This is a genomic window from Cellulosimicrobium sp. 22598, assembly GCF_052044445.1.
Lineage (GTDB): Bacteria > Actinomycetota > Actinomycetes > Actinomycetales > Cellulomonadaceae > Cellulosimicrobium > Cellulosimicrobium cellulans_G.
On sequence record NZ_JBQEMZ010000002.1, the window covers coordinates 188,594 to 211,670 of the forward strand.

The 23,077-nt window shown below is 75.6% G+C and carries 22 protein-coding genes; 12 read left to right on the forward strand and 10 right to left on the reverse strand.

Features of this window, described 5'->3' with window-relative positions; translation table 11 throughout:
- Nucleotide 1: 1 nt before the first annotated feature.
- Nucleotides 2-1,423 carry a glutamyl-tRNA reductase gene (locus tag ACTJIY_RS03340; protein WP_253052075.1) on the reverse strand — a complete coding sequence of 474 codons (1,422 nt, stop codon included), beginning with the start codon at nt 1,421-1,423 and terminating at the stop codon, nt 2-4.
- A 50-nt stretch (nt 1,424-1,473) separates the two neighbouring features.
- On the opposite strand from ACTJIY_RS03340, the gene hemE reads away from it, so the two are divergent.
- The 6 genes from hemE to hemL all read left to right on the forward strand — a co-directional run bounded on the left by hemE (nt 1,474) and on the right by hemL (nt 8,907).
- Nucleotides 1,474-2,634, forward strand: coding sequence for a uroporphyrinogen decarboxylase (hemE, locus tag ACTJIY_RS03345; protein ID WP_353707195.1), 1,161 nt, complete (start codon nt 1,474-1,476; stop codon nt 2,632-2,634).
- Nucleotides 2,631-4,112 carry a protoporphyrinogen/coproporphyrinogen oxidase gene (locus ACTJIY_RS03350; protein WP_440673339.1) on the forward strand — a complete coding sequence of 494 codons (1,482 nt, stop codon included), beginning with the start codon at nt 2,631-2,633 and terminating at the stop codon, nt 4,110-4,112. Before hemE ends, ACTJIY_RS03350 begins: the two co-directional genes overlap by 4 nt.
- Before the next feature lie 148 nt (nt 4,113-4,260).
- Complete coding sequence (hemC, locus tag ACTJIY_RS03355; RefSeq protein WP_440673338.1) at nt 4,261-5,430, forward strand: hydroxymethylbilane synthase; 1,170 nt, start codon at nt 4,261-4,263, stop codon at nt 5,428-5,430.
- On the forward strand, nt 5,427-6,464 hold the full coding sequence (locus ACTJIY_RS03360) for a uroporphyrinogen-III synthase (protein ID WP_440673337.1): 1,038 nt from the start codon (nt 5,427-5,429) through the stop codon (nt 6,462-6,464). The genes hemC and ACTJIY_RS03360 overlap by 4 nt, the downstream gene beginning before the upstream one ends.
- A complete protein-coding gene (gene hemB / locus ACTJIY_RS03365; RefSeq protein WP_440673336.1) occupies nt 6,461-7,495 on the forward strand; it encodes a porphobilinogen synthase in 1,035 nt (344 codons plus the stop codon). The genes ACTJIY_RS03360 and hemB overlap by 4 nt, the downstream gene beginning before the upstream one ends.
- On the forward strand, nt 7,492-8,907 hold the full coding sequence (gene hemL / locus ACTJIY_RS03370; RefSeq protein ID WP_440673335.1) for a glutamate-1-semialdehyde 2,1-aminomutase: 1,416 nt from the start codon (nt 7,492-7,494) through the stop codon (nt 8,905-8,907). The genes hemB and hemL overlap by 4 nt, the downstream gene beginning before the upstream one ends.
- 110 nt (nt 8,908-9,017) lie before the next feature.
- Here hemL and ACTJIY_RS03375 read toward each other — a convergent pair whose 3' ends face one another.
- The 3 genes from ACTJIY_RS03375 to ACTJIY_RS03385 all read right to left on the reverse strand — a co-directional run bounded on the left by ACTJIY_RS03375 (nt 9,018) and on the right by ACTJIY_RS03385 (nt 11,507).
- Entirely contained in the window at nt 9,018-9,611 is a 594-nt protein-coding gene (locus ACTJIY_RS03375; RefSeq protein WP_353707189.1) for an HdeD family acid-resistance protein, read from the reverse strand.
- A 138-nt stretch (nt 9,612-9,749) separates the two neighbouring features.
- Nucleotides 9,750-10,853, reverse strand: coding sequence for a DUF2330 domain-containing protein (locus ACTJIY_RS03380; RefSeq protein WP_353707188.1), 1,104 nt, complete (start codon nt 10,851-10,853; stop codon nt 9,750-9,752).
- A gap of 171 nt (nt 10,854-11,024) precedes the next feature.
- The gene (locus ACTJIY_RS03385) at nt 11,025-11,507 is read right to left on the reverse strand and encodes a hypothetical protein (RefSeq protein ID WP_253052058.1); all 483 of its coding nucleotides are present in this window, start codon (nt 11,505-11,507) and stop codon (nt 11,025-11,027) included.
- A 241-nt stretch (nt 11,508-11,748) separates the two neighbouring features.
- Between ACTJIY_RS03385 and ACTJIY_RS03390 the strand changes: the two genes are divergently transcribed.
- The 3 genes from ACTJIY_RS03390 (at nt 11,749) to ACTJIY_RS03400 (ending at nt 15,535) form a co-directional block, all read left to right on the forward strand.
- Nucleotides 11,749-12,087, forward strand: a complete 339-nt coding sequence (locus tag ACTJIY_RS03390; RefSeq protein ID WP_141389926.1) for a metal-sensitive transcriptional regulator — start codon at nt 11,749-11,751, stop codon at nt 12,085-12,087.
- A 24-nt stretch (nt 12,088-12,111) separates the two neighbouring features.
- Nucleotides 12,112-12,495, forward strand: coding sequence for a heavy-metal-associated domain-containing protein (locus ACTJIY_RS03395; RefSeq protein WP_440673334.1), 384 nt, complete (start codon nt 12,112-12,114; stop codon nt 12,493-12,495).
- 256 nt (nt 12,496-12,751) lie between these two features.
- Nucleotides 12,752-15,535, forward strand: coding sequence for a heavy metal translocating P-type ATPase (locus ACTJIY_RS03400; RefSeq protein WP_440673333.1), 2,784 nt, complete (start codon nt 12,752-12,754; stop codon nt 15,533-15,535).
- A 109-nt stretch (nt 15,536-15,644) separates the two neighbouring features.
- On the opposite strand, the gene ACTJIY_RS03405 is transcribed toward ACTJIY_RS03400, so the two are convergent.
- The 4 genes from ACTJIY_RS03405 to ACTJIY_RS03420 are packed head-to-tail and all read right to left on the reverse strand — an operon-like array spanning nt 15,645 to nt 18,472.
- Complete coding sequence (locus ACTJIY_RS03405; protein ID WP_440673332.1) at nt 15,645-16,436, reverse strand: ABC transporter permease; 792 nt, start codon at nt 16,434-16,436, stop codon at nt 15,645-15,647.
- Nucleotides 16,433-17,407 carry an ABC transporter ATP-binding protein gene (locus tag ACTJIY_RS03410; RefSeq protein ID WP_440673331.1) on the reverse strand — a complete coding sequence of 325 codons (975 nt, stop codon included), beginning with the start codon at nt 17,405-17,407 and terminating at the stop codon, nt 16,433-16,435. The genes ACTJIY_RS03405 and ACTJIY_RS03410 overlap by 4 nt, the downstream gene beginning before the upstream one ends.
- Nucleotides 17,404-17,709, reverse strand: coding sequence for a transcriptional regulator (locus ACTJIY_RS03415; protein ID WP_440673330.1), 306 nt, complete (start codon nt 17,707-17,709; stop codon nt 17,404-17,406). Before ACTJIY_RS03415 ends, ACTJIY_RS03410 begins: the two co-directional genes overlap by 4 nt.
- On the reverse strand, nt 17,702-18,472 hold the full coding sequence (locus ACTJIY_RS03420; protein ID WP_440673329.1) for a hypothetical protein: 771 nt from the start codon (nt 18,470-18,472) through the stop codon (nt 17,702-17,704). Before ACTJIY_RS03420 ends, ACTJIY_RS03415 begins: the two co-directional genes overlap by 8 nt.
- Before the next feature lie 274 nt (nt 18,473-18,746).
- On the opposite strand from ACTJIY_RS03420, the gene ACTJIY_RS03425 reads away from it, so the two are divergent.
- The 3 genes from ACTJIY_RS03425 (at nt 18,747) to ACTJIY_RS03435 (ending at nt 21,108) form a co-directional block, all read left to right on the forward strand.
- Nucleotides 18,747-19,697 carry an SPFH domain-containing protein gene (locus tag ACTJIY_RS03425; protein WP_353707183.1) on the forward strand — a complete coding sequence of 317 codons (951 nt, stop codon included), beginning with the start codon at nt 18,747-18,749 and terminating at the stop codon, nt 19,695-19,697.
- Nucleotides 19,694-20,053, forward strand: coding sequence for a hypothetical protein (locus tag ACTJIY_RS03430; protein ID WP_353707182.1), 360 nt, complete (start codon nt 19,694-19,696; stop codon nt 20,051-20,053). The genes ACTJIY_RS03425 and ACTJIY_RS03430 overlap by 4 nt, the downstream gene beginning before the upstream one ends.
- Nucleotides 20,054-20,358: 305 nt before the next feature.
- The gene (locus ACTJIY_RS03435) at nt 20,359-21,108 is read left to right on the forward strand and encodes a CPBP family intramembrane glutamic endopeptidase (protein WP_353709554.1); all 750 of its coding nucleotides are present in this window, start codon (nt 20,359-20,361) and stop codon (nt 21,106-21,108) included.
- A gap of 39 nt (nt 21,109-21,147) precedes the next feature.
- On the opposite strand, the gene ACTJIY_RS03440 is transcribed toward ACTJIY_RS03435, so the two are convergent.
- Both ACTJIY_RS03440 and ACTJIY_RS03445 read right to left on the reverse strand, forming a co-directional pair.
- The gene (locus tag ACTJIY_RS03440; RefSeq protein ID WP_353707181.1) at nt 21,148-21,996 is read right to left on the reverse strand and encodes a hypothetical protein; all 849 of its coding nucleotides are present in this window, start codon (nt 21,994-21,996) and stop codon (nt 21,148-21,150) included.
- A 36-nt stretch (nt 21,997-22,032) separates the two neighbouring features.
- Nucleotides 22,033-22,920: an HdeD family acid-resistance protein gene (locus ACTJIY_RS03445; protein ID WP_353707180.1), complete on the reverse strand. Its 888-nt coding sequence runs from the start codon at nt 22,918-22,920 to the stop codon at nt 22,033-22,035.
- Nucleotides 22,921-23,077 lie beyond the last annotated feature (157 nt).

Consider the following 23,077-nt stretch of genomic DNA (forward strand, 5'->3'; position numbering starts at 1 on the left):
CTCAGCGCGCGGCGGGTGCGGGGAGAGATCCCGGGCTCGTCGGCCGTGCCGGCGCTGCCGCCTCGTCGGCGAGGGCCTGGGCGTCCGCGACGACGGCGCGCTCCTCCGCCTGCGCGGCCGCGACGGCCTCGGCGCGGGCCTCGACGATCGCGCGGTGCAGGTCGGCGTGGACGCGACGTCGCACGTCGCGCGCGAGCTCGTCGGCCTCGTCCGGCTCGACCGGGTCGCCGTCCGCCTCGCGCAGCGCGACGACGTCGGCCACCTCGAGCGCGATGCGCCGCTCCGCGTCGGCGAGCAGCGCGACGACCGCGGTGTCCGCCGCGCGGCCGAGCCGCGTCTCCTCGAACGCGCGGGTCGCGTCGTCCACGATCGCGCGCGCCTGGACGACGAGCTCCGACGCGATCGACGGCGAGTGCGCCGCGAGCGTCGCGAGGTCGTAGAGCAGCACGCCCTCGACGTCCGCGACGCGCGGGTCGACGTCGCGGTGCAGCGCGAGGTCGAGCACCACGGTCGGACGGGCCGCGGGCTCGTCCCCCGCGCGGACCGCCGCGCGCTCGCGCGCCCGGACCACGGCGGCGGCGTCGAGCACGTGCTCGATGGCCTGCTCGCGGCGGTCGCCGCCCCCTCCCGGACGCGCGACGCCGTCGGCCGGCGCCCGCCCGCGCGCGCCGCTGCACGACACGACGAGATCCGCGTCCTCGAGCGCGGCGACGAGGTCGGTGACCGCCTCCACGCCGCGCGCGGCGGCGAACTCCTCGGCACGGCCGGACTGCGAGTAGACGCGCACGTCGTCGCACCCGAGCGCCCGCAGCGCCGCGAGGCTCGCGCCCGCGTACGACCCCGTCCCGATGAGGACGGCCCGCACCTGGTGCCACGGCGGCAGCTCGGCCCCCGCGAGGTCGAGGCCCAGCGCGACGACGGAGCGGCCCGCGCCGCCGAGCGTCGTCTGCGTGCTGACCCTCTTGGACGTGCGCGACGCCGTCTGGAACAGGAGCTCGAGGGTCGAGGAGGTCACGCCGTCGGCGTGCGCGGTCTCCAGGGCGCGCTTCACCTGGCCCGCGATCTCGCGCTCGCCCACGACCATCGAGTCCAGCCCCGACGCGACGGCGAACAGGTGCTCGGCGACCTCGGTCCCGGCGCGCGTGCGGAACGAGGCGAGCGCCTCGGCCGGCTCGACGCCCGACGCGTCGGCGACCATGCGCGCGACGTGCTCGGTCGCGTGCTGCACGCCCGTCCCGTCGAGGGGCGCGTCCACGTCGAGGTACAGCTCGAACCGGTTGCACGTCGCGAGGACGACGGCACCGGTGATCACGTCGCACGCCGCGACCGCGGAGCCGCCGATCGAGTGCGCCCCGGTGGAGAGTCGCTCCAGGGCGTCGAGGTCGAGCTCGTGGTGGCTGGCCGTGAGGGAGAGAAGAGCCACAGTGCCTCCGATTTAATCATTCCACCGGGAGGGAGGCAGAATCGGTAGCTGTGATTCCTGTCGCCCTTTCCCCGGGCCATCCCCTGACCGACGGCCGCACGGACCGTTCGCCGCTCGTGCAGGCCCTGCGCGCGGGCACGACGGGAAATCGCCCGGAAATCACACCGGTGTGGTTCATGCGGCAAGCCGGCCGCTCGCTGCCCGAGTACCGCGCCGCCCGCGAGGGCGTGAGCATGCTCGACTCGTGCCTGCGCCCCGACCTCGCGTCGGAGATCACGCTCCAGCCGGTGCGCCGCCACGGCGTCGACGCGGGGATCTTCTTCTCCGACATCGTCGTGCCGCTGCGTCTCGCGGGCGTCGAGGTCGACATCGTGCCGGGCGTCGGGCCGGTCATGGGCCAGGCGTACCGGACGCCCGACGACGTCGCGCGCCTCGTGGAGACCGAGCTCACCGAGGAGTCGCTCGCCCCGGTCCGCGAGGCCGTCGCGCTGACCGTCGACGCGCTCGGCACGACGCCGCTCATCGGGTTCGCGGGCGCGCCGTTCACGCTCGCCGCCTACCTCGTCGAGGGTCGGCCGTCGCGCGACCACCTCGCCGCGCGCGCCCTGCTGCGCGGCGACCCGGAGACGTGGCAGCGCCTCGTCGACTGGGCCGCCGACCTCACCGGCACGTTCCTGCGCGCCCAGGTGCGGGCGGGCGCGAGCGCCGCCCAGCTCTTCGACTCGTGGGCAGGCTCGCTCTCGCGCGCCGACTACGCGGCGGGCGCCGCCCCGGCGAGCACGCGCGCGCTGACGCACGTCGCCGACCTCGGCGTGCCGGTCGTGCACTTCGGCACCGGCACGGAGCACCTGCTCCCCACGATGCGCGACGCCGTCACCGCGGCCGGGGTGCGCGACGTCGCCGTGGGCGTCGACTACCGCACGCCGCTCGACGACGCCGCCCGGCTCCTCGGCGAGGGCCACGACCCCGTCCCGGTCCAGGGCAACATCGATCCCGCGCTCCTCGCCGCGCCGTGGGACGTGCTCGAGGCGCACGTGCGCGACGTCGTGCGGCGCGGGCGCACCGCGCCCGGGCACGTGGTGAACCTCGGGCACGGCGTCCCGCCGGACACCGACCCGGACGTCCTCACGCGTGTCGTCGGCCTGGTCCACGCGCTCGGCGCAGACTGGACGGGACAGGACGACGCGCACGAGGAGGCGACCCGACGGTGAGCACCGAGCCGACGACGTCCCGCACCTCCCCCGGGACCGTCCCCGAGGGGGTGGACGCGATCGTCGTCGGCGCGGGGGTCGCGGGGCTCACCGCCGCCCTGTCCCTGCGCGAGCAGGGGTTGCGCGTCGTCGTGCTGGAGGCCGCGGACGTCCCCGGCGGGCCCGTCCGCGGCGGCGACCTGCCCGGGCTCGACGGCGTCCGCGTCGACCTGGGGGCCGAGTCCTTCGCGGCCCGCGGCACGGCCGTCGGCGACCTGGTCGCCGCGCTCGGCCTCGACGTCGTCGAGCCGTCGGGGGACGGCGCCTGGGGCTACGCCGCGGGCCGCGCCTACCCCCTGCCGCATGCCGGCGTCCTCGGGATCCCCGCCCACCCGTGGTCCGGCGACGTGCGCCGCGCGGTCGGCGTCGGCGGGGCGCTGCGCGCCAGCCTCGACCGCGTCCTGCCCCGCCGCCTCACCGACCTGCGCACGCTCGAGACGTTCGCGCGCTCGCGCATGGGGACGCGCGTCACGGAGCGGCTCGTCGCGCCCGTCGCGGCCGGGGTGCACTCGGCCCCGCTCGACCGGCTGGACGTCGCCGCGGTCGCGCCGGGCCTCCGCGAGGCGTTCGAGCGCGAGGGTTCGCTCGCGCGGGCCGTCGCGTCGCTGCGCGCGCTCGCCCCGGCCGGCTCGGCCGTCCGCGGGATCGACGGCGGCATGCACCGGCTCGTCGAGGAGCTCGCGGCGGACGCCGACGTGCGGCTGCGCCACGAGGTCACGGAGATCGCCCGGAGGGACCCGGACCGCGGGCGTTCCGCCGGCGACGCGCCCTCCGGCTCCTGGGTCGTCCGCGCGCAGACGCCGGACGGGCCCGTCGAGCTCGCCGCACCGCGCCTCGTCGTGACGACCCCGGCGCTCGTGGACGCGCTCGGCCCGCTCGTCGGCACCGCGGCGGACCTGCTGCCCGACCCGGAGCCCGGCGCGGACGTCCGCCTCGTCACGCTCCTGCTCCGCGCCCCCGAGCTCGACGACGCGCCGCGCGGGACCGGGCTGCTCGTCGCCCCGCCGCACCGCGACGCCGGGCGGGCCGCGCCGCCGTCGGACGTCGAGGCGAAGGCCCTGACGCACTCGACGGCGAAGTGGCCGTGGCTGCGCGAGCGCGTGCGCGCCGCCGTCGGACCGGGCCACCACGTGGTGCGCCTCAGCTACGGACGCATCGGCGCGACGACGGAGCCCGACCTCGACCGCGTCGTCGCCGACGCGTCACGGCTGTTCGGCGTGGACCTGCACGGCCGCGTGCTCGGGCACGTCGTGACGCGCTGGAACGGCGCGCTGCCCCCGCCCACCCCCGCGTACCGCCGCGAGGTCGCGGCGTTCGTCGAGCGGGTCGACGCCGTCCCCGGGCTCGGCGTGACGGGTGGCTGGATCGCCGGCACGGGGCTCGCGGCGATCGTCGCGCACGCCCAGGAATGCGCCCGGGGCCTCGCCGTCCTCGACTGAGGCAATCCTTACCGGAATCCCGAGAAATGCGGCGTCAAATACGCTCGCGAATTGTCCTGACATCGTGTCCGGAAGTTCCTGACCGCGCGTCAGGACCACGTCACTCCCGCGCGTATTCCCGGCAGCGTGACGTGCGCATTTCCGTGGAATGCCGAAGTGGGGAGAGACTGGGACCGTGAGCCCTGCAGGTACCCCTCCCCTCCGCGTGGGCACGCGCGGCAGCGCCCTCGCGACGACCCAGTCCGGTCACGTCGCCCGCCGCCTCGAGGAGCTGACCGGCCGGGACGTCGAGCTCGTCCGCGTCCGCACCGACGGCGACGTCCTCACCGGGTCGCTCGCCCAGATGGGCGGCACCGGCGTGTTCGTCACCGCGCTGCGCGAGGCGCTGCTCGACGGACGGTGCGACGTCGCTGTCCACTCCCTCAAGGACCTCCCGACCGAGCCCGCCCCCGGGCTGACCGTCGTGACGCCGGAGCGCGAGAACCCGCGCGACGTCCTGTGCGCCCGCGGCGGTCTCACCATCACGACGCTCCCGCGCGGCGCGCGCGTCGGTACGGGGTCGCCGCGCCGCGCCGCGCAGCTCCGCTCCGTCCGGCCGGACCTCGACGTCGTCGACATCCGTGGGAACGTCGACACGCGCCTCGCCCGGGCTCTCGGCCCCGACGCCGACCTCGACGCCGTCGTGCTCGCCTACGCGGGGCTCGCACGGCTCGGCCGGCTCGACGCGGTGTCCGAGGTCGTCGACACCGCGATCATGGCGCCCGCCGCCGGGCAGGGCGCCCTCGCGGTGGAGGTGCGCACGGCGTCGCTCGACGACCCCGTGCTCGCGCGCGCCCTGCACGACCTCGACCACGAGCCGACGCGCCTCGCCGTGCTCGCCGAGCGGTCGCTGCTCGCGCGCCTGGAGGCCGGCTGCGCCGCGCCCGTCGGCGCGCACGCCCTGGTCGAGGACGGCGAGGTCGTCCTGACGGCCGTCGTCGCCCGGGTCGACGGCGTCGAGCAGCTCACGCACTCCGGTCGCACGACGGTCCCGGTCGGTGCCTCGTCGCAGGACGCGCGGGACGACGCCGCGCGCGCCCTCGGCGCCCGCGTCGCCGACGCGCTCCTCGCCGACGGCGCCGCCCGCCTCGCCCCGCTCCGCGAGACCGGCTCCGGGCCCGGAGCCGGGGCTGGGTCCGAGTCCGGGACCGTGACCGGGACGGCCCCGGCGACGACGCGACAGGCCACGGACGCCGACGCCGTCCCGTCGCCCGACCGCGCCGTCGAGACCGCGCGCGAGCAGCTCCGCGACGGCGGCTACCGCGGCGAGGCGGAATGAGCCCGGGCCCCCTGCGCGACCCGTCGCGCGGCCCCGCACCCGTCGTGCCGCCCCCGCCCGGGCGACCGAGCCCGCACGGCGACGCCGAGGCCGCCACCCTGGCGTCGGTCCCGCGTGCCGCGGGCTCGACGCTCGCCGGCCGCACGGTCCTCGTCCCCCGCGCGCCCGAACGCGCCGCGGGGCTCGCCGCGACGCTCCGCGACGCCGGCGCGCGCGTCCTCGTCAGCCCCGCGATCGAGCGCGCCCGGGTCGAGGACACCGCCCCGGTGGACGGCGCCGTCGCCCGCCTCGCGCACGGCGACTTCGCCTGGGTCGTCGTGACGAGCGTCAACGCGATCGACGAGCTCGTCGCGAGCGCCGCCCGCCAGGGCGTCCACCTGGGTGACGCCGCCCGCCGAGCCCGCTGGGCCGCCGTCGGGCCTGCGACCCGCCGCGCCCTGGAGGCCGTCGGCGTCCAGGTCGACCTCGAGCCGATCGAGAACTCTGCCCGCGGCCTGGTCGCCGCCTTCACGACCCTCGCCGCGACCGACCACGCCTCTACCTCACCGAACCAGGGCTCTACCTCGCGAGGTAGAGGTGTGGTCCTGCTGCCGCAAGGGGACCTCGCCGCACCGACGATGCACGACGGCCTGCACGACCTCGGGTACGTCCCGCACGTCGTCACCGTCTACCGCACCGTCACGCACGCGCTCGCGCCGGACGTCGTCGCGGCGTGGCACGCCGGCGAGGTGGACGCCGTCGTGCTCACCTCGGGGAGCGTCGCGCGCGAGGTGGCACGTCAGCTCGGCCCGCGCGACGACGTCGTGGGCGTCGCGATCGGCGATCCGACCGCCCGGGCGGCGCGCGCCGTCGGGCTGCGGCTCGACGCCGTCGCGGAGCGCCCGACCGACGCCGCGCTGGCCGACGCGCTCGGGGACGCGCTCGCCGCCACCGGCTCCGCCACCCGCACGGCCGCCCTGCCCGACGACCCGGCCGCTCCCCCGGCCGCCGGCACGACCGGCGTCGACCCGACCTCCGAAGGAGACCCCTCGTGACCCACCAGCTCCCCGTCGGGCACCACCGGCCGCGCCGCCTGCGCACGAGCCCGCGCGTACGGCGTCTCGTGACCGAGACGCGCGTGCACGCGTCGGACCTCGTGCTGCCGCTGTTCGTCAAGGAGGGCCTGGGCGCGCCGCGGCCGATCTCGTCGATGCCGGGCGTCGTGCAGCACACCGAGGCGACGCTCGCGGACGCCGTGCGCGACGCCGCGCGCGCCGGGGTCGGCGGCGTCATGCTCTTCGGCATCCCGGCCGAGCGCGACGCGACCGGCACGCAGGCCGACGCCGAGGACGGGATCCTGCAGCGCGGCATCCGGGTCGCGGTCGAGGCGGCGCGCGAGCACGCCGGCGGCGGGCCGGTCGTCATGGCCGACACGTGCCTGGACGAGTTCACCGACCACGGGCACTGCGGCGTGCTGACGACCGGGCGCGACGGGTCCGTCGTCGTCGACAACGACGCGACGCTCGACCGCTACGCGTCGATGGCCGTCGCGCAGGCGCGCGCGGGCGCGGACGTCGTCGCGCCGTCGGGGATGATGGACGGCCAGGTCGGCGTGATCCGGGAGGCGCTGGACGCCGCAGGGTTCGACGACGTCGGGATCCTCGCGTACTCCGCGAAGTACGCGAGCGCGTTCTACGGGCCGTTCCGCGAGGCCGTGGACTCGGCGCTCCAGGGCGACCGCCGCACGTACCAGATGGACGCGGCCAACGCGCGCGAGGGGCTGCGGGAGGCGGACCTCGACCTCGCGGAGGGCGCGGACATGGTGATGGTGAAGCCGGCCGGGTCGTACCTCGACGTGCTCGCGGCGGTCGCGGAGATGTCGCCGGTGCCCGTCGCGGCGTACCAGGTGTCGGGCGAGTACGCGATGATCGAGGCCGCCGCCGCGAACGGGTGGATCGACCGGCGCGGCGCGATCACGGAGTCCGTGCTCGGCATCAAGCGCGCCGGCGCGGACGTGATCCTCACCTACTGGGCGACGGAGCTCGCGGGCTGGCTGGACGAGAACGAGGGAAGGACGCGGGCATGACGGACACCGGAGGCTTCGGGACCGCCGAGGCGGTCCAGGCGGAGAACGCGGCGCTGTTCGGCGCGCCGGGCGCGGGCGGGGCGGACAACCACGCCGCGTTCGTGCGCGCGCAGGGCGTGCTCCCGGGCGGCGTGAGCTCGCCGGTCCGCGCCTACGGGTCCGTGGGCGGCGACCCGCGGTTCCTCGCGTCGGCGCGCGGCCCGTACGTCACCGACGTCGCGGGGCGCGAGTACGTCGACCTCGTGTGCTCGTGGGGCCCCGCGCTGCTGGGGCACGCGCAGCCCGACGTCGTCGCCGCGGTCCAGGAGGCGGCGGGGCGCGGGCTGTCGTTCGGCGCGCCGACGCTCGGCGAGGTCGAGCTCGCGGAGGAGATCCGCCGCCGGGTGCCCGCCGCGGAGCGCGTGCGCCTCGTGTCGACCGGCACGGAGGCGACCATGACCGCGATCCGCCTCGCGCGCGGCGTGACCGGGCGCGACGTCGTCGTGAAGTTCGCCGGCTGCTACCACGGGCACGTGGACGCGCTGCTCGCCGAGGCGGGGTCCGGCGTCGCGACGCTCGCCCTGCCCGGCTCGGCCGGGGTCACCGAGGCGACGGCGGCCGAGACGCTCGTGCTCCCGTACAACGACCTCGCGGCCGTCGAGGCGGCGTTCGCGGAGCGCGGCTCCGAGATCGCGGCCGTCATCACCGAGGCGTCGCCCGCGAACATGGGCGTCGTCCCGCCCGCGGAGGGCTTCAACGAGGGCCTGCGCCGCATCACGGCGGCGCACGGCGCGCTGCTGATCCTCGACGAGGTGCTCACGGGCTTCCGCGTCGGGCCGAGCGGCTGGTGGGGCCTCGAGAACGCGGTGCTGCGCGGCCAGGGCGCGGACGGCTACACGCCCGACCTGTTCACCTTCGGCAAGGTCGTGGGCGGCGGGATGCCCGTCGCCGCGGTCGGGGGTCCGGCGACCGTCATGGACCAGCTCGCGCCGCTCGGGCCCGTCTACCAGGCGGGCACCCTGTCCGGGAACCCGGTCGCCGTCGCGGCCGGCCTCGCGACGCTGCGCCTCGCCGACGACGCCGTGTACGCGCGCGTGGACGAGGTCGCGGGCGTGCTGTCGTCGGCCGTGGGCTCGGCGCTCGACGCGGCGGGCGTGCCGCACCGCGTGCAGCGCGCGGGGTCCCTGTTCTCCGTGTTCTTCGGCGACCTCGCCGCGACCGCGGGCGTGCGCGACTACGCGCAGGCCCAGGCGCAGGAGACGTTCCGGTACCGCGCGTTCTTCCACGCGATGCTCGACGCCGGGGTCAGCCTGCCGCCGTCGGTGTTCGAGGCGTGGTTCGTCTCCGCCGCCCACGACGACGCCGCGGTGACCCGCATCCTCGACGCCCTCCCCGCCGCAGCCCGCGCCGCCGCGGAGGCCCGCCCCGCCTGACCCCCACAAGGCGCCGAACACGACGTCGGTGTCGTTATCCGGCGGATAACGACACCGACGTCGTGTTCGACGGCGCGGGATCGCGTGCTCGGCCGCGCGGGGCCGCGGCGTCAGTACGTCGCGGCCTGCCCCGCTCGCCTGCCGAGCGAGCGGATCTGGAACCCGAACGCGATGAGCATGACGCCCCAGAGGATCGCGAAGATCGCGAGGATCCAGACGATGGAGACCAGCCCGGCGTTGACGTTGAACAGGACCAGCAGACCGAAGACGAGACCCAGCAGGCCGGCGAAGACTCCCCAGCCCCAGCCGCTGCCGGGGACCTTGCGCAGGTCGAGGCTCGCGACCGTCTGGAACAGGCCGTAGACGACGGCCCAGAAGCCGATGATCCACGTGAGGACGATCGCGGTCTTGCCCGGCCAGACGAGCAGCACGATGCCGACGGCCAGGCTGAGGACGCCCATGGTCACGAGGAAGGCGGTGCCGCTGCCGGTGCCGCGGCGCCGGATGCCCTCGATGATCTCGACGATCCCGTCGACGACCGCGAAGATGCCGATGACCCAGATGATCACGGCGGCGGTCTTGTCCGGCCACGCCAGGGCGACGATACCGAGGATGATGGCGAGCACGCCGCGGAGCACTGGCCAGTACCAGACCTGCTTCGCGGTGCTGGAGAATGCGGTGAGGATCGGGTCCTGCGTCGTCATGGTCACTCCCCGTGCTAGGTGACGGGCCGGCTCACCGGCGGCCTGGGGCCTGTGTCGCCTCCCGCTTCGCCTCCATGGAACACCCAGAAATCCCGCGTGTCGCGGCGAAGCGCGCGTTTCGCCCGCTCGCGCCCCCGGTCAGGCCCGCGCGGGGCGCGGCGCGAGGACCGGCGCGGGTGCGCGTCGACGTCGGCCCGACCAGACCACGAGGGCGGCCAGCGCCAGCACCGCCGAGAACGCGAGGACGGGTCCCGCGAAGAACGGGCCGATCCGCTTGTCGGCCACGACGGCGTACGTCGTCGCGTACGCGACGTCGGCCGCGGCCGGCTCGAAGGTGAAGTCCGAGACGATCTCCGCCCCCGGGTCGTCGAAGACCTGCTCGTGCGACGTGACGAAGCCGCCGGCGGCGAGGAGCGCGGCGAGCTCGTCGGAGCCCACCGACGCCGGGTCGACACGGCCCGCGAACCGCAGCGTGGGCTCGTGCGCGACGGCGGTCGCGTCGGTGCGGTCGACCCGGTGGTCGGCCAGCACGTAGGTGCGCGTGCTCTGGGTGTCGTCGGCGACGACGGACATGCGCATCGGGTAGACGAGCGAGGCGCTCGGGAACGTGACGCGCAGGGGCTGCAGCGTCCCGTCGAACGCGGCCGCCTCCTCGGGCGCGAGCCGGGCCGCGACGAACGACCAGCCCTCGCTCACGTACGGCGTGAGCGCGGTCTGGATCGACTCGGGGAGCTGGAACCCGCGCTCCGTGAGCCACGACCCGAGCGCGCCCGGGTCGGTCGCCGCGAGCGTCGTGACGTCGAGCGGGCCGAGCCGCACCTCGTCGAGCACCGCGACACCCGCCGGAGCGCCGGCCCCGTCGGCCCCTGCCGCGCCGAACCCCAGCTCGGGCCACCAGCGGTAGTCGGAGACGACGGCGCGCGGCTGGGTGAGGTCGTCGAGCTCGCGGAAGACCTGCGGGTCGGCGAGCGCGACCTCGGCCGGCGCGGGGGTCGGCAGCAGCAGCCCGACCTCCGGGGCGTTCGACAGCGTGTCGAGCTCCAGCAGCATCGTCTCGGTCGTCCCGTCCCACTGGAGCACAGCCGTCTCCTGCGAGACCGACGTGTCGTACGCGGGCCCGTCGACGAGGCCGCCGCACGCGCACGCGCTCGCCGGCGGTGCCGCGACGACGCTCGCGCCCGCGAGCGCGAGCGCGATCGACACCGCGCGGGCCGCCCGTCCTGCTCCTGCTCCCCTGCCCATGCTTGGGAGGGTAGGGGCGCGCCCAGGGCCTCGCCCGACGAGCGCCGCAATCGTGATGAGGCCGTGACAGCAGCGTGACCCGCTGCTCCCGACCGTCCGCTGGGCGCGCCGTCGGGCCTGGGCCGGGCCGGGCCGGGAGCACAGGGCCGAAAGCACGGGCCGGGGCCCGTGTCAGGCGACCGCCGCGCTGACGCCGAGGTGCACGAGCGCACCCAGCACGACGGCCCACGCAGTCACCGCGACGACGCCCCACGTGAAGACGCGGGCGCGCGGTGCGCCGAACCCGACCATGGCGGCCGCGGTGACGTGGCTCGGCAGGAGCAGGGGTCCGAGGAGGCTGACGCCCGGCACGCCGTACCGGTCGAACACCTGCCGCATCCGCTGCCGCTTGGGCGACTGCTCCGCGGCACGTCCGCGCGTGACGCCGGAGCGTGCGGCACCGATCAGCCAGACGACGAGCGCGAGGGCGATCGCGTTGCCCACCACGGCAGCGAGGATCGCGACGACGGGGTTCACCCCGGAGACGACGCCGAGGATCGCGGCGCCCTCCGCCTCGACGTAGGGGATCGCGCCGGCGAGGAGGACCCCGACCCAGCGCAGCAGGGGCGGAAGACCCTGGGTGAGCTCCTGGAGCCCGGTGATGATGTCGGTCATGGTGCGCCTCTCGTCGTGGGTGCCTCCAGCCTCTCGGTGGCGCCGGCGGGTCGACAGTGCGCCCGTTCACCGCAGGACGTGTGCCCGTCACCCCGCGGGCATGACACGTGTCAGGCCGTGCTCGTCGGGACGGCGGAGCGCGCGTACCCTTGGGGGGTATCCATCAGTTACCCTGGTGGGGTATAGGACGACGATCGACCCGCCGCAGTCGCGGCACCGCGCCCTGGACGAGGAGGAGAGCATGACCGACACCACCGAGGCCCCCGCCGTCGAGCACGAGCACGCGGCCCACACCGGTCCGCACGGCTACGCGTCCGACAAGGAGGCGTACCTCAAGCGCATGCGCCGCATCGAGGGCCAGGTGCGCGGCATCGCGCGCATGATCGACGAGGACGTCTACTGCATCGACATCCTCACGCAGGTCTCCGCCGTCACGAAGGCGCTGCAGGCCGTGAGCATCGGCCTCGTCGAGGACCACCTCGGCCACTGCGTCGTCGACGCGGCCCGCCAGTCCGAGCAGGAGGGCGCGGCCAAGGTCAAGGAGGCCGCCGACGCCATCGCCCGCCTCGTCCGCAGCTGACCCACCCCACCACCGAGGAGCACCATGAGCACCGTCACCACCCTGGGCGTCACCGGCATGACCTGCGGCAACTGCGTCGCGCACGTCACCAAGGACCTCGAGGCCGTCGCCGGCGTCGAGAACGTGAGCGTCGAGCTGCGCGTCGGCGGCGCGTCCGAGGTCACGGTCTTCTCCGACGACCCGCTCGACGAGGCAGCGCTCCGCGAGGCCGTGGACGAGGCGGGCTACGAGGTCGCCTCGCTCGAGGTGCAGGAGGACGCGCTGGCCGCCCAGTACGCCGAGCAGGCGGCGGAGAAGCAGGAGGCGCACGCGTGCGCGTGCGGCTGCGGCACCGCCCCGAGCACGTCCACGGACGCCGCGGCCCCGGTGACCAAGACCTACGACCTCCAGGTCCCGCCCCGCGCCTGACCCGCTCGCGACCGGTCGGCACCCTGCGCGGCACCTGCCGCCTCCCGCGGACACGTCGCACCGCCCCGGTGCCCGACGACGACGCTCGCCTCGCCCGCGCGAGGTCGCCTCCGCCGTCGGGCACCACCCCACGGGCCGACCGTCGCCACCGCGACGGGCCCCCGGCGCCGCACCCGTACGGCGCACGCCGCGACGTCCGCCACCCCGGACCGCCGTCGGTGACCTCCACCCGAGCACCCGTCGAGGAGTCACCCGCATGACCGCCCAGCCCACGCCCACCCCGACGACCGCCACCCCGCCGGGCGACGCCGTCGACGGTCGACCCTTCGCCGAGGTCGACCTGGCGATCGGGGGCATGACGTGCGCGTCCTGCGTCGCGCGCGTCGAGAAGCGGCTCAACCGCGTCGACGGCGTCACCGCCACGGTCAACCTCCCGCTCGAGAGCGCGCACGTCGTCCTCGCCGCCGACGTCACGGACGCCGACCTCGTCGCCGCCGTCGAGAAGGCCGGTTACACCGCCCGCGTCACCACCCGTCGTGATCTCACCCCCGTGGACGAGGGTTCCGCCTCGCGGCACCACGGTTCTCCTCCGGCACACCAGGGCTCTACCTCAACGGGCCACGGCTCTCCGTCGGCGGGCCAGGGCTCGACCTCGGCCGACCGCGGGGAGTCCGCCGTGGAGGCGACCGAGCGGCGGGACGATGCGAACGGCGTGGCGGGTCCGACCGAGCGACTCTCCGGAGCGAGCGTGCGAACGCAGGCGGATCGCGACCGAGAGCCGGGAGGCACCCGAGGGACGAGGGCTCCGGACCGTGGCCCGAGCACCTCCGGCCGCGCCGCCGCCGGACCCGACCGGGGCGCCGTGCTGCTGCAGCGTCTGCGCGTCGCGGCGGTGCTGACGGTCCCGGTGGTCGCGGTCTCGATGATCCCGGCGCTGCAGTTCACGGGGTGGCAGTGGGTCGTCGCGGCGCTCGCGCTGCCGGTCGTCACGTGGGGCGCGTGGCCGTTCCACACGGCGGCGTTCCGCGCGGCGCGGCACGGCGCGTCGACGATGGACACGCTCGTGTCGCTCGGGGTGGTCGCGGCGACGCTGTGGTCGCTGTGGGCGCTGCTGCTGGGCGGCGCGGGCGAGCCGGGGATGCGGATGCAGCCGACGCTGATCCCGTCCCGCGACATGACGGGCGCGCCGGAGCTGTACTTCGAGGTCGCGGCGGTCGTCACGACGTTCCTGCTCGCCGGCCGGTACGCGGAGCACCGCTCGAAGCGCCGCGCGGGTGACGCCCTGCGGTCGCTGCTGGAGCTGGGCGCGAAGGACGCCGAGCGGGTGGTCCTCGGGCCGGACGGTTCCCCGCGCACGGGTGCCGACGGCGCACGGGTCACCGAGCGCGTCCCGGTCGCGGACCTCGCGGTGGGTGACGTGTTCGTCGTGCGGCCCGGCGAGAAGGTCGCGACCGACGGCGTGGTGCTGGAGGGGTCGAGCGCGGTCGACACGTCGCTGCTCACGGGCGAGCCGGTGCCGGTGGACGTCGGCCCGGGCGACGACGTGACGGGCGCGACGGTCAACGCGGCGGGTGCGCTGCTGGTCCGGGCGACGCGCGTGGGCGAGGAGACGACGCTCGCCCAGATCGGACGGCTCGTCACGCAGGCGCAGACGGGCAAGGCGCCGGTGCAGCGGCTCGCCGACCGCATCTCCGCGGTGTTCGTGCCGGTCGTGCTCGTGCTCGCCGTGGCGACGCTCGCCGGCTGGCTGCTCGCCGGGGCCGGGACGCAGTTCGCGTTCACGGCCGCCGTCGCGGTGCTCATCATCGCGTGCCCGTGCGCGCTGGGCCTGGCGACGCCGACGGCCCTGCTCGTCGGCACCGGCCGGGGCGCGCAGCTCGGCGTGCTCATCAAGGGGCCGGAGATCCTCGAGTCGACGCGGCGCGTGGACACCGTCGTGCTCGACAAGACGGGGACCGTCACCCAGGGCGCGATGGCGCTGGAGGCGGTCGTGACGCCGTCCGGCCGCGTGCCGCTCGACGTCCTGCCCGCGGAGGGCCGCGCTCCGGCGCGAGGCGACGCCGACCGGTCGCGCCAGGCCGTCGACGACGCGCGCGACGCCCTGCGGCACGCGGGCGCGGTCGAGGCCCTGAGCGAGCACCCGATCGCCCGGGCGGTCGCCGACGCCGCGCGCCGGACGGCCGCGTCGTCCTCGACCGGCGGGGACGTCCCGGTGGGGGTCGACGGCGTCGTGATCGGCTCGCTGCAGGCGTTCGACTTCCGGAGCGCCCCGGGCGGCGGGGTCGAGGCCGTCGTCCGCACCGCGCACTCCGGGCTCTCCCTGGGCGACGGCGGCGGGCTCGCCGCGCGGCGCGTGCTCGTCGGGCAGCCGTCGTGGCTCGCGCGCGCGGGCGTGTCGCCCGACCCGGCGCTCGACGACGCGTTCGCGGCCGCCGAGGCGTCGGGGGCGAGCGCCGTCGTCGTCGCGTGGGACGGCCGGGCGCGCGCGGTGCTCGTGCTGCGCGACCCCGTGAAGCCGACGTCGGCCGAGGCGGTGCGCGAGCTGCGCGACCTCGGCCTGCGGCCCTACCTGCTGACGGGCGACGGCGAGGGCGCGGCCCGCGAGGCGGCGCGCGCCGTCGGGATCGCGGAGTCGGACGTCGTCGCGCGCGTGCTCCCCGACCAGAAGGTCGACGTCGTCGCGCGGCTCCGGCGCGAGGGGCGCGTCGTCGCGATGGTCGGGGACGGCGTGAACGACGCCGCCGCGCTCGCGACGGCGGACCTCGGGCTCGCGATGGGCACGGGGACGGACGTCGCGATCGAGGCGAGCGACCTCACGCTGGTGCGCGGCGACCTGCGCAGCGCCGCGACGGCGATCCGGCTCTCGCGCCGGACGCTGCGCGTGATCCAGCAGAACCTGTTCTGGGCGTTCGCCTACAACGTGGCGGCGATCCCGCTCGCGGCGGCGGGCCTGCTCAACCCGATGATCGCGGGCGCGGCGATGGCCGCGAGCTCGGTGCTCGTCGTCGGGAACTCGCTGCGCCTGCGCCGCGCCGCCTGACCCGGCCTGCGCCGTCGCCGACCACGACGTTCGTCGCTGTCGAGCACGACGTTGCTGTCGCTATCCCGCGGATAACGACAGCAACGTCGTGTTCGGCACCGGGGGCCGGTCAGCGGAAGCGGCGGCCCTCGTCGCGGCGGTAGGCGCCGACCGCGAGGGCGGCGAACAGCACCGTCCAGCCGAGGAGCACGAGCCACGCGCCCGCGTACGCCGGCTCGCCCGTGAGCGCCTGGACGAGCAGGTCACGGCCCGCGCGGGTCGGCGTGGCCATGGAGATCGCGTCGAGCCAGTCCGGGAAGAGGAACGGCGGGAGGAACAGGCCGCCGGCGAACGCGAGCGGGAAGAGGATGACCTGCACGACCGGCAGTGCCGCCTTCGCGGACAGCGAGTAGCCGATCGCCATGCCGAGCAGCACGAACGGCACGGACACGAGCAGCACCGTCCCCACCCCCGCGAGGAGCTGGCTCCACGTGACGCTCGCGTCGGTGAACAGCCAGCCGATGAGGATGAGCGGCACGAGCCCGAACAGCGAGAAGATCCCGCCGTTGAGCACGCGCGCCGCCATGCGCGGCGACGGGCCCGCGGGCAGCGAGCGCACGAACGGGTCGAACGGGAGCTGCCGGTCCTCCGCGACGCCGAGCCCGTAGGTGAACAGGCTCGCCGAGCAGATCGCGAACAGGCCGAGCGACGCGACGGCCGTCGTCGCGGCCACCGGGTTCTGCGCGACCTCCTTCTGCGGCACGACGAAGAAGAACATCGCGAGCGCCGGGAACAGCAGGTTGCCCAGCACGGCGACCGGCACGCGCACCGTCTCGAGGAACTGGTACTTGAGGTGCAGCCAGGTGAGGCGCAGCGGCCCGGGGAGGGCGGTGGCGCCGCCGGGGATGGTCGAGGTGGTCATCGTGCCCGTGCCTCCGTGGTCGGGGCCGCGTCGCGCGCGACCATCTGCTCGAACGCCTCCTCGAGGCTCGCGCCCCGGATCTCGAGGTCATGGAAGTCGACGCCCGAGGTGACGAGCTCGCGGACGAGGGCGTCGGCGTCGGGCGTGTAGAGCTCCTGGCGTCCGTCGCCGAGGCGGTCGGACCGCACGACGCCGGGCCGGTCGGCGAGGTCGGCGGTCGACCCGACGACGACCCGCCGCAGCGACACGCGCCGCAGGATCGCGTCGAGCGAGTCGTCGGCCTTGACCACGCCCTGGTCGATGACGACGACGCGCTGCGCGAGCGCCTGCACCTCCTCCAGGTAGTGGCTGGTCAGCAGCACGGTGCCCCCCGCCGCGTGGTACGCGCGGATCGCGTCCCACAGCGCCTGCCGGGCGCTCACGTCGAGGCCCGTCGTCGGCTCGTCGAGGAGGACGACGCGGGGGCGACCCACGAGCGAGAGCGCGACGGCGAGGCGGCGCTTCTGCCCGCCGGACATCGCGCCCGTCTGGCGGCCAGCGAGCTCGGTGAGCCCGAACTGCTCCAGCAGCTCCGCCGTCGGGACGGGGTCCGGGTAGTGGCCCGCGACGAAGTCGACGACCTCGCGCACCTTGAGCGTCGCGGGCAGGCCGGTCTCCTGCGGGGTGAGGCCCAGGCCGACGCGGCTGCGCGCGTCGCGCGGGTCGCCGCCGAGCAGGCGGACCGTCCCGGCGTCGGGCTTGCGCTGACCGCTGACCAGAGACAGCAGCGTCGACTTGCCGGCGCCGTTGGGGCCGAGCAGGCCGACGAGCTCGCCTGCCCCGACGGTCAGGGACACGTCGTCGAGCGCGACGACCGTGCCGAAGCGTCGCGTCACGTGGTCGACGGCGACGACCGGTCGGGCGGGGTCGGTGGTCGACGGCGCGGGGTCGGGCCGGGCGGCCCGAGTGCGCGGGGCGTCGTCGGTGCTCATCCTGCGGCTCCCTTCAGGAGGGTGGTCAGGGCGGTCGTGTAGTCCTCGAAGGCGCTACGGCCGCGGGCGGTGAGAGCGAGGTAGGTGGCCGGGGTGCGGCCCTCGTGGGTCTTGGTGACGGACACGTAGCCGGCGTCCTCGAGCTTGCGCAGGTGGGTGGAGAGGTTCCCGGCGGTCATGTCGAGGAGCTTCTGGAGCTTGGGGAAGGACAGCTCGTCGCCGGTCGGCAGGGCCGCGAGCGTCGCGACGACGCGCAGCCGTGCCGGGGCGTGGATGACGGGGTCGAGCCCGGCGTCAGACATCGGCCGCGCCCTCCGCCGACGCCCGGGCGGGTGCGGGACGGGTCGCGAGGCGCCGCCGTCGGGCACGCAGGACGTGCTCGATCTCGGCCATGACGAGGAACCCGCCCCCGCCCGCGAGCGCCATGACGAGGTAGGTGAGCGGCAGCCCGGCGAACGTCGCGACGGCGGCCGTGAGCAGGATCCACACGCCGAGCACGAACAGCCCGCGGTCGCCGAACGCCGCCGCCCCACCGAGGTACAGCAGGCCCACGACGACGCACGCGAACGCGTTGCTCGCGAGCGACATGACCTCCTCCGACGCACCCGCACGGGCGAGCCCGCCGAGCACGAACCCGAAGCAGACGAAGCCGAGCATCCACGACCAGCCGTACATGGCCCCGGTGCGGGCGCTGACGCCACGCGTCCCCGCGGTGCGCGTGACGCTGTGGACGATCGTGAACGCGACGGCGGCCGCGATGAGGCTGAAGAAGACCCAGAACGCCCACGGCTCGGGCTGCGCGCCCACGACCTGTCCCGCGCGGGTCGTGAGGCGCACGGTCGCGGTCCCGTCGACGACGCGGACCGCGCTCGCCCACAGGCACAGGTACCCGACGAGCCAGGCGACGCCCCACGCGAGGAACAGCAGCCGCGAGTCCGGCTCGGTCGCGCGGCGCGCGCGGTCCTGCTGCTCGCTGATGAGGCGGAGCGTCTCGGCGACGTCGAGCGCCGGCTCGTCCGGCTCGCCAGCCCCGCCGCGGGGGCCGTCGCCGTGGTCCGTCGTCATGGTGGCCTCTCGAGAGATCGGAAAACTACTTTGCACTACAAACCTGTTTGCACTCTGCCACCCCGACCACCGCTCACGCAACCCCCCCACCCGCCGAACACGACATGAGGGTCGTTATCCGGCCGATAACAGCCTTCATGTCGTGCTGGACAGCGGGCGGGGTCGTGCTCGGCGCGCTAGGGCCGGTGCGAACGTGCTCGGGGGCGGCATAATGTGATATCACTTTGCTATCCACGACACGCGCGGCCGTCGGCCGCAGGAGAGGACGGGCACCGTGACCGAGAGCGCAGCACCCCCGCAGGAGTCCGTCGGCGGCGAGCCGACCGGCCGTCCCGTCGGCCACGACGGCACGCGCGTCGACGTCACCGAGCAGCCCGCGTGGTCGCTCGGCGCGGGCGGGGGCGGTCTCGTGATCCTGCTCGTCCTCGTGCTGCTCGGCGGGTCGATCCCGCTGTTCGCGACGGCCACCCCCGTCGGTGCCGTGCTCGGCGTGGTCGCGATCCTGCTCGGCGTCTTCCTGCTCACGATGGTCAAGGTCATCAACCCCGGGCAGACGCTCGTCGTCCAGTTCTTCGGCCGGTACCTCGGGACCATCCGCCGCACCGGGCTCGTCGCCACCGTGCCGTTCTCGACGCGCAAGCGCGTGTCGGTCCGCGTGCGCAACTTCGAGACGAGCGAGCTCAAGGTCAACGACGCCGACGGCAACCCGATCAACATCGCCGCGATCGTCGTCTGGCAGGTCGCGGACACCGCCAAGGCGAGCTTCGCCGTCGAGGACTACACCGACTTCGTGCGCGTCCAGGCCGAGTCGGCGCTGCGCCACGTCGCGATGTCGCACCCCTACGACGACGCCGAGGCCGGCGAGCAGTCGCTGCGCGGGGCCACCGAGGTCGTCTCCGCGGAGATCGCCACCGAGGTCGCGGCGCGCGTCGTCGTGGCGGGCGTCGAGGTCATCGAGGCCCGCATCTCCAACCTCGCCTACGCCCCGGAGATCGCGCAGGCGATGCTCCAGCGCCAGCAGGCAGGCGCGATCATCGCGGCACGGTCGCGCATCGTGGAGGGCGCGGTGTCCATGGTCGAGGACGCGCTCTCGCGCCTCGAGGCCGAGGACATCGTGACGCTCGACGACGAGCGCCGCGCGACGATGGTCTCCAACCTCCTCGTGGTGCTCTGCGGGGACAGCCGCGTGACGCCCGTCGTCAACACGGGGTCCCTGTACCAGTGACGCCCGCCGGGCCCACGCCGCCCGAGAAGCGCCACGCGCCCGACGACGGCGACCAGCCGTCGTCGGGCCGCGTTGTGCCCTCCGGGGGGGAGCCGGCCCCGCGGGAGGGCGACGCACCCCCGCAGGCCGAGCAGCCGGCGTCGGGCACGGGCCGAGCGCAGCGGCCCCAGCGCAAGTCGGTCCTCCTGCGCCTCGACCCCGCCGTCCACGACGCGCTCGCGCGCTGGGCCGGCGACGACCTGCGCAGCGTCAACGCGCAGATCGAGATGCTCCTGCGTCGCGCGCTCGACGACGCCGGCCGCCTCCCCCGCGACGTCCGCCCGCCCCGCCGCCCGGGCCGCCCGCGCAACCCCTGACCCACCGAGCGATCAACCCTGACCCGCCGAGCACGAGGTCGCTGTCGTTCTGGGGCCGAGAACGACAGGGACCTCGTGGTCGACGCGGAGCAGACCCGTGCTCGGCGGACAGCGCGCGTCCAGGCGGCGTCGAGCCCGCTCCCGGGGACCGGTGCTATAACCGGACGGTGCCCGACCTGACCGCGTCCACCCCCGCGACCGCGCCCGAGCCGCTGCCCGCGCCCGGCCCGACGGCGGCGCCCCGCGCGGCCGAAACCGTCAGCGCCGAGGCGCACGACCGCCCGGACCGGGCGACACGACGACGCATCGGCGCGGAGATCTGGATCGTCCTCGGGCTGAGCCTCGGCAAGTCGGCGGTCTACGCGATCATCAACATCGTCGCGCGGCTCACCGCCGGGACCCCGCTCGGCGAGCAGTCCGCGAGCCTCAACGTGAGCCGGTCGGCCCGGCCGTACCTCGACCTCACGTACCAGCTCGTCGGGATCTTCTTCGCGGTGCTGCCCGTCGCGCTCGCGCTGTACCTGCTCAGCGCGCGCGGCCGCTCGGCCGTCCGGGCGATCGGGCTCGACGGCGCGCGGCCCCTGCGCGACGTCGGGTGGGGGTTCGCGCTCGCCGCGGCCATCGGCATCCCCGGGCTGGGCTTCTACGCGCTCGGGCGCCTCCTCGGCATCACGGTCGAGGTGCAGGCGTCGGCGCTCAACGCCGCGTGGTGGACGGTGCCCGTGCTGATCCTCGCCGCGCTGCAGAACGGCCTGCTCGAGGAGGTCATCGCCGTCGGCTACCTGTTCGAGCGCACGCGCGACCTCGGCTGGGGCCGCGTGAAGTTCGTCGTGTGGAGCTCGCTCCTGCGCGGGTCGTACCACCTGTACCAGGGGTTCGGCCCGTTCGTCGGGAACGTCGTCATGGGCGTCGTCTTCTCGTGGTTCTACACGTCGCGCTGGGGCAGGCACCGCGTCATGCCGCTCGTGATCGCCCACACTCTGCTCGACGTCGTCGCGTTCGTCGGGTACGCGCTCCTCCCCCTGGAGTGGAAGCAGTCCCTGGGCCTCGCGTGACGGCCGCGGCGCCGCTTCGCGACTCCTGGGACGCCGTGGTCAGGCGATCCCGAACGCGCCGGTCTCCAGGTCGACCAGGTGGGTCTCGCGGTTGCCGTAGTCGACGCCCCAGGTCGGCGTGGACAGCTCCAGGTAGTGCGGCGTGAAGTCGCCCTCCAGCGAGTCGACCATCGCCTCGGACGTCCCGCCGAGGTGGTCGTCCGCCCAGGAGCGCTCCTCCTCCGGCGGCCCGGTCCAGTCCTCGTCCCAGGGCGAGACCCAGCCGTCCTCCTCCCGGCCCGGGGCGCGACCCGCGTTCGGGTCGTCGACCCTCGGGACGAGGTAGGCCCACCGGGTGACCGTCATGTCCTCGCCGCGGCGCGTGCCGAGCGGCGGGTCCCACGCGTTCTGCCCCTCGTCCGTCGCGACGTGCTCACCGGGACGACGGGTGTCGGGCGGGGCGGCCGTCGGGCCGGCCGCGAGCTCCTCCTCGGTCAGCCAGACCAAGGCGAAGCTCTGGCCGATGATGTCGCTGAGCACGAGCGCCTGCGGGTGCTGCCGGGCCGCGCGCAGGTCCACGACGAACGGGTCGTCCGGGTCGCTCGCGTCGTGCGCGGTGGCGAACTGCCCCTCGCCGAGGAAGTACGCCACGCCCGGGAGCCCGGGGCCCCGACGCTGGTACTCGGCCGGCAGCCGCATCGTGACGGCGTGCCGCATCGGCAGCCCGGTGCTCGGGCTCCGCGGCCACGTCCGCGGCTCGATCCCCGGCCCCGCGTCGCCGATCCACCCCCAGGCGGCCTCGCCCCAGGGCGCGACGGGCGGCGGCAGCAGGTCCGTCGTCCCGACCGGTGACCCGTCCACCGCGTCCTGCGGGGTCAGGCCGAACAGGATGTCGTACGCAGTGACCACCGGTGCTCCTCGTTCTCGACGGACAGCGGTCACATGCTAGGGCAGCCGTCCCGCTCCCCCGGGCTCGTCCGGCTCCGACCCGCGCGACGGCCCGGGCGACGACTCCGGCCTCGGCGAGGGCGACGGGGCCGGCGAGGGCGACGGCGACGGGGCCGCGCTCGGGTCGCGCGGCGTCGGCCCGCCCGTGGCCGACGGCGGGGCGACGCCCGGGTGAGCGGCGGGCGCGCCGAGCACGGACCCGCCCGTCACGACGACGCCCGCCGCGACGGCCTGCGCGCGCAGGTCCGCGAGCTCGCGCGCGACGGCGCGCACGGCGAAGCCCGACACCACGTGGATCGCGCCGGTCACGAACGCGTACAGCGCGAACACGACGGTGACGAGCCGCAGCACGTCGAAGGCGTCGAGCGGCCGCGTGACGAGCAGGACCCCGAACAGCACCGAGACGATCCCGACCGCGAGCATCCAGGCCCAGCCCAGGTCGCGGTTGCGGACGAGCGCGGCGGCCCCGGCGATCGTGGTGATGCCCAGCACGAGCACCCAGACCGCGAGCACGTAGTAGAGCGCGGTGGCGGTGAGGTCGGGCCAGAGCGCCACGACGACGCCGAACACGACGTTGACGCCCGCCTGCGCGAGCCACCACGCCGACCCGACCTGCCGGCGGTGCACGAACCCCTGCACGGCGACGAGCACGCCGTCCGCCACGAGGAACGCGCCGAGCACCACGCGCAGCGTCCCGAGCTGCTCCAGCGGCTCGATCATGAGGAGGAGGCCGAGGACGACGAGGAGGCTCCCCCGCACCACGGGCAGCCACCACACCTTGCGGAAGGGGTTGCGCTCCTGCCCGTTCGCGTCGGGCGTCGCAGGGCGGTCCGGACGGTCGGCCCCGTCCGCGGTGCCGTGCTCCGTCGTCGTGCCACGTGCCATGCCGACCTCCCGGGTCCGGTCCTCCGCCCATGCTAGGGAGGCCTTGCTCACACCCGCCCGCCGAGCGGGGGCCGCGAGCCGTCCAGCATGCGGGCGAACCGGGCGAATCACCCGGAGGAATCGGCCAAATACCGCGCCTCCTCAGGGGCCCCGACCT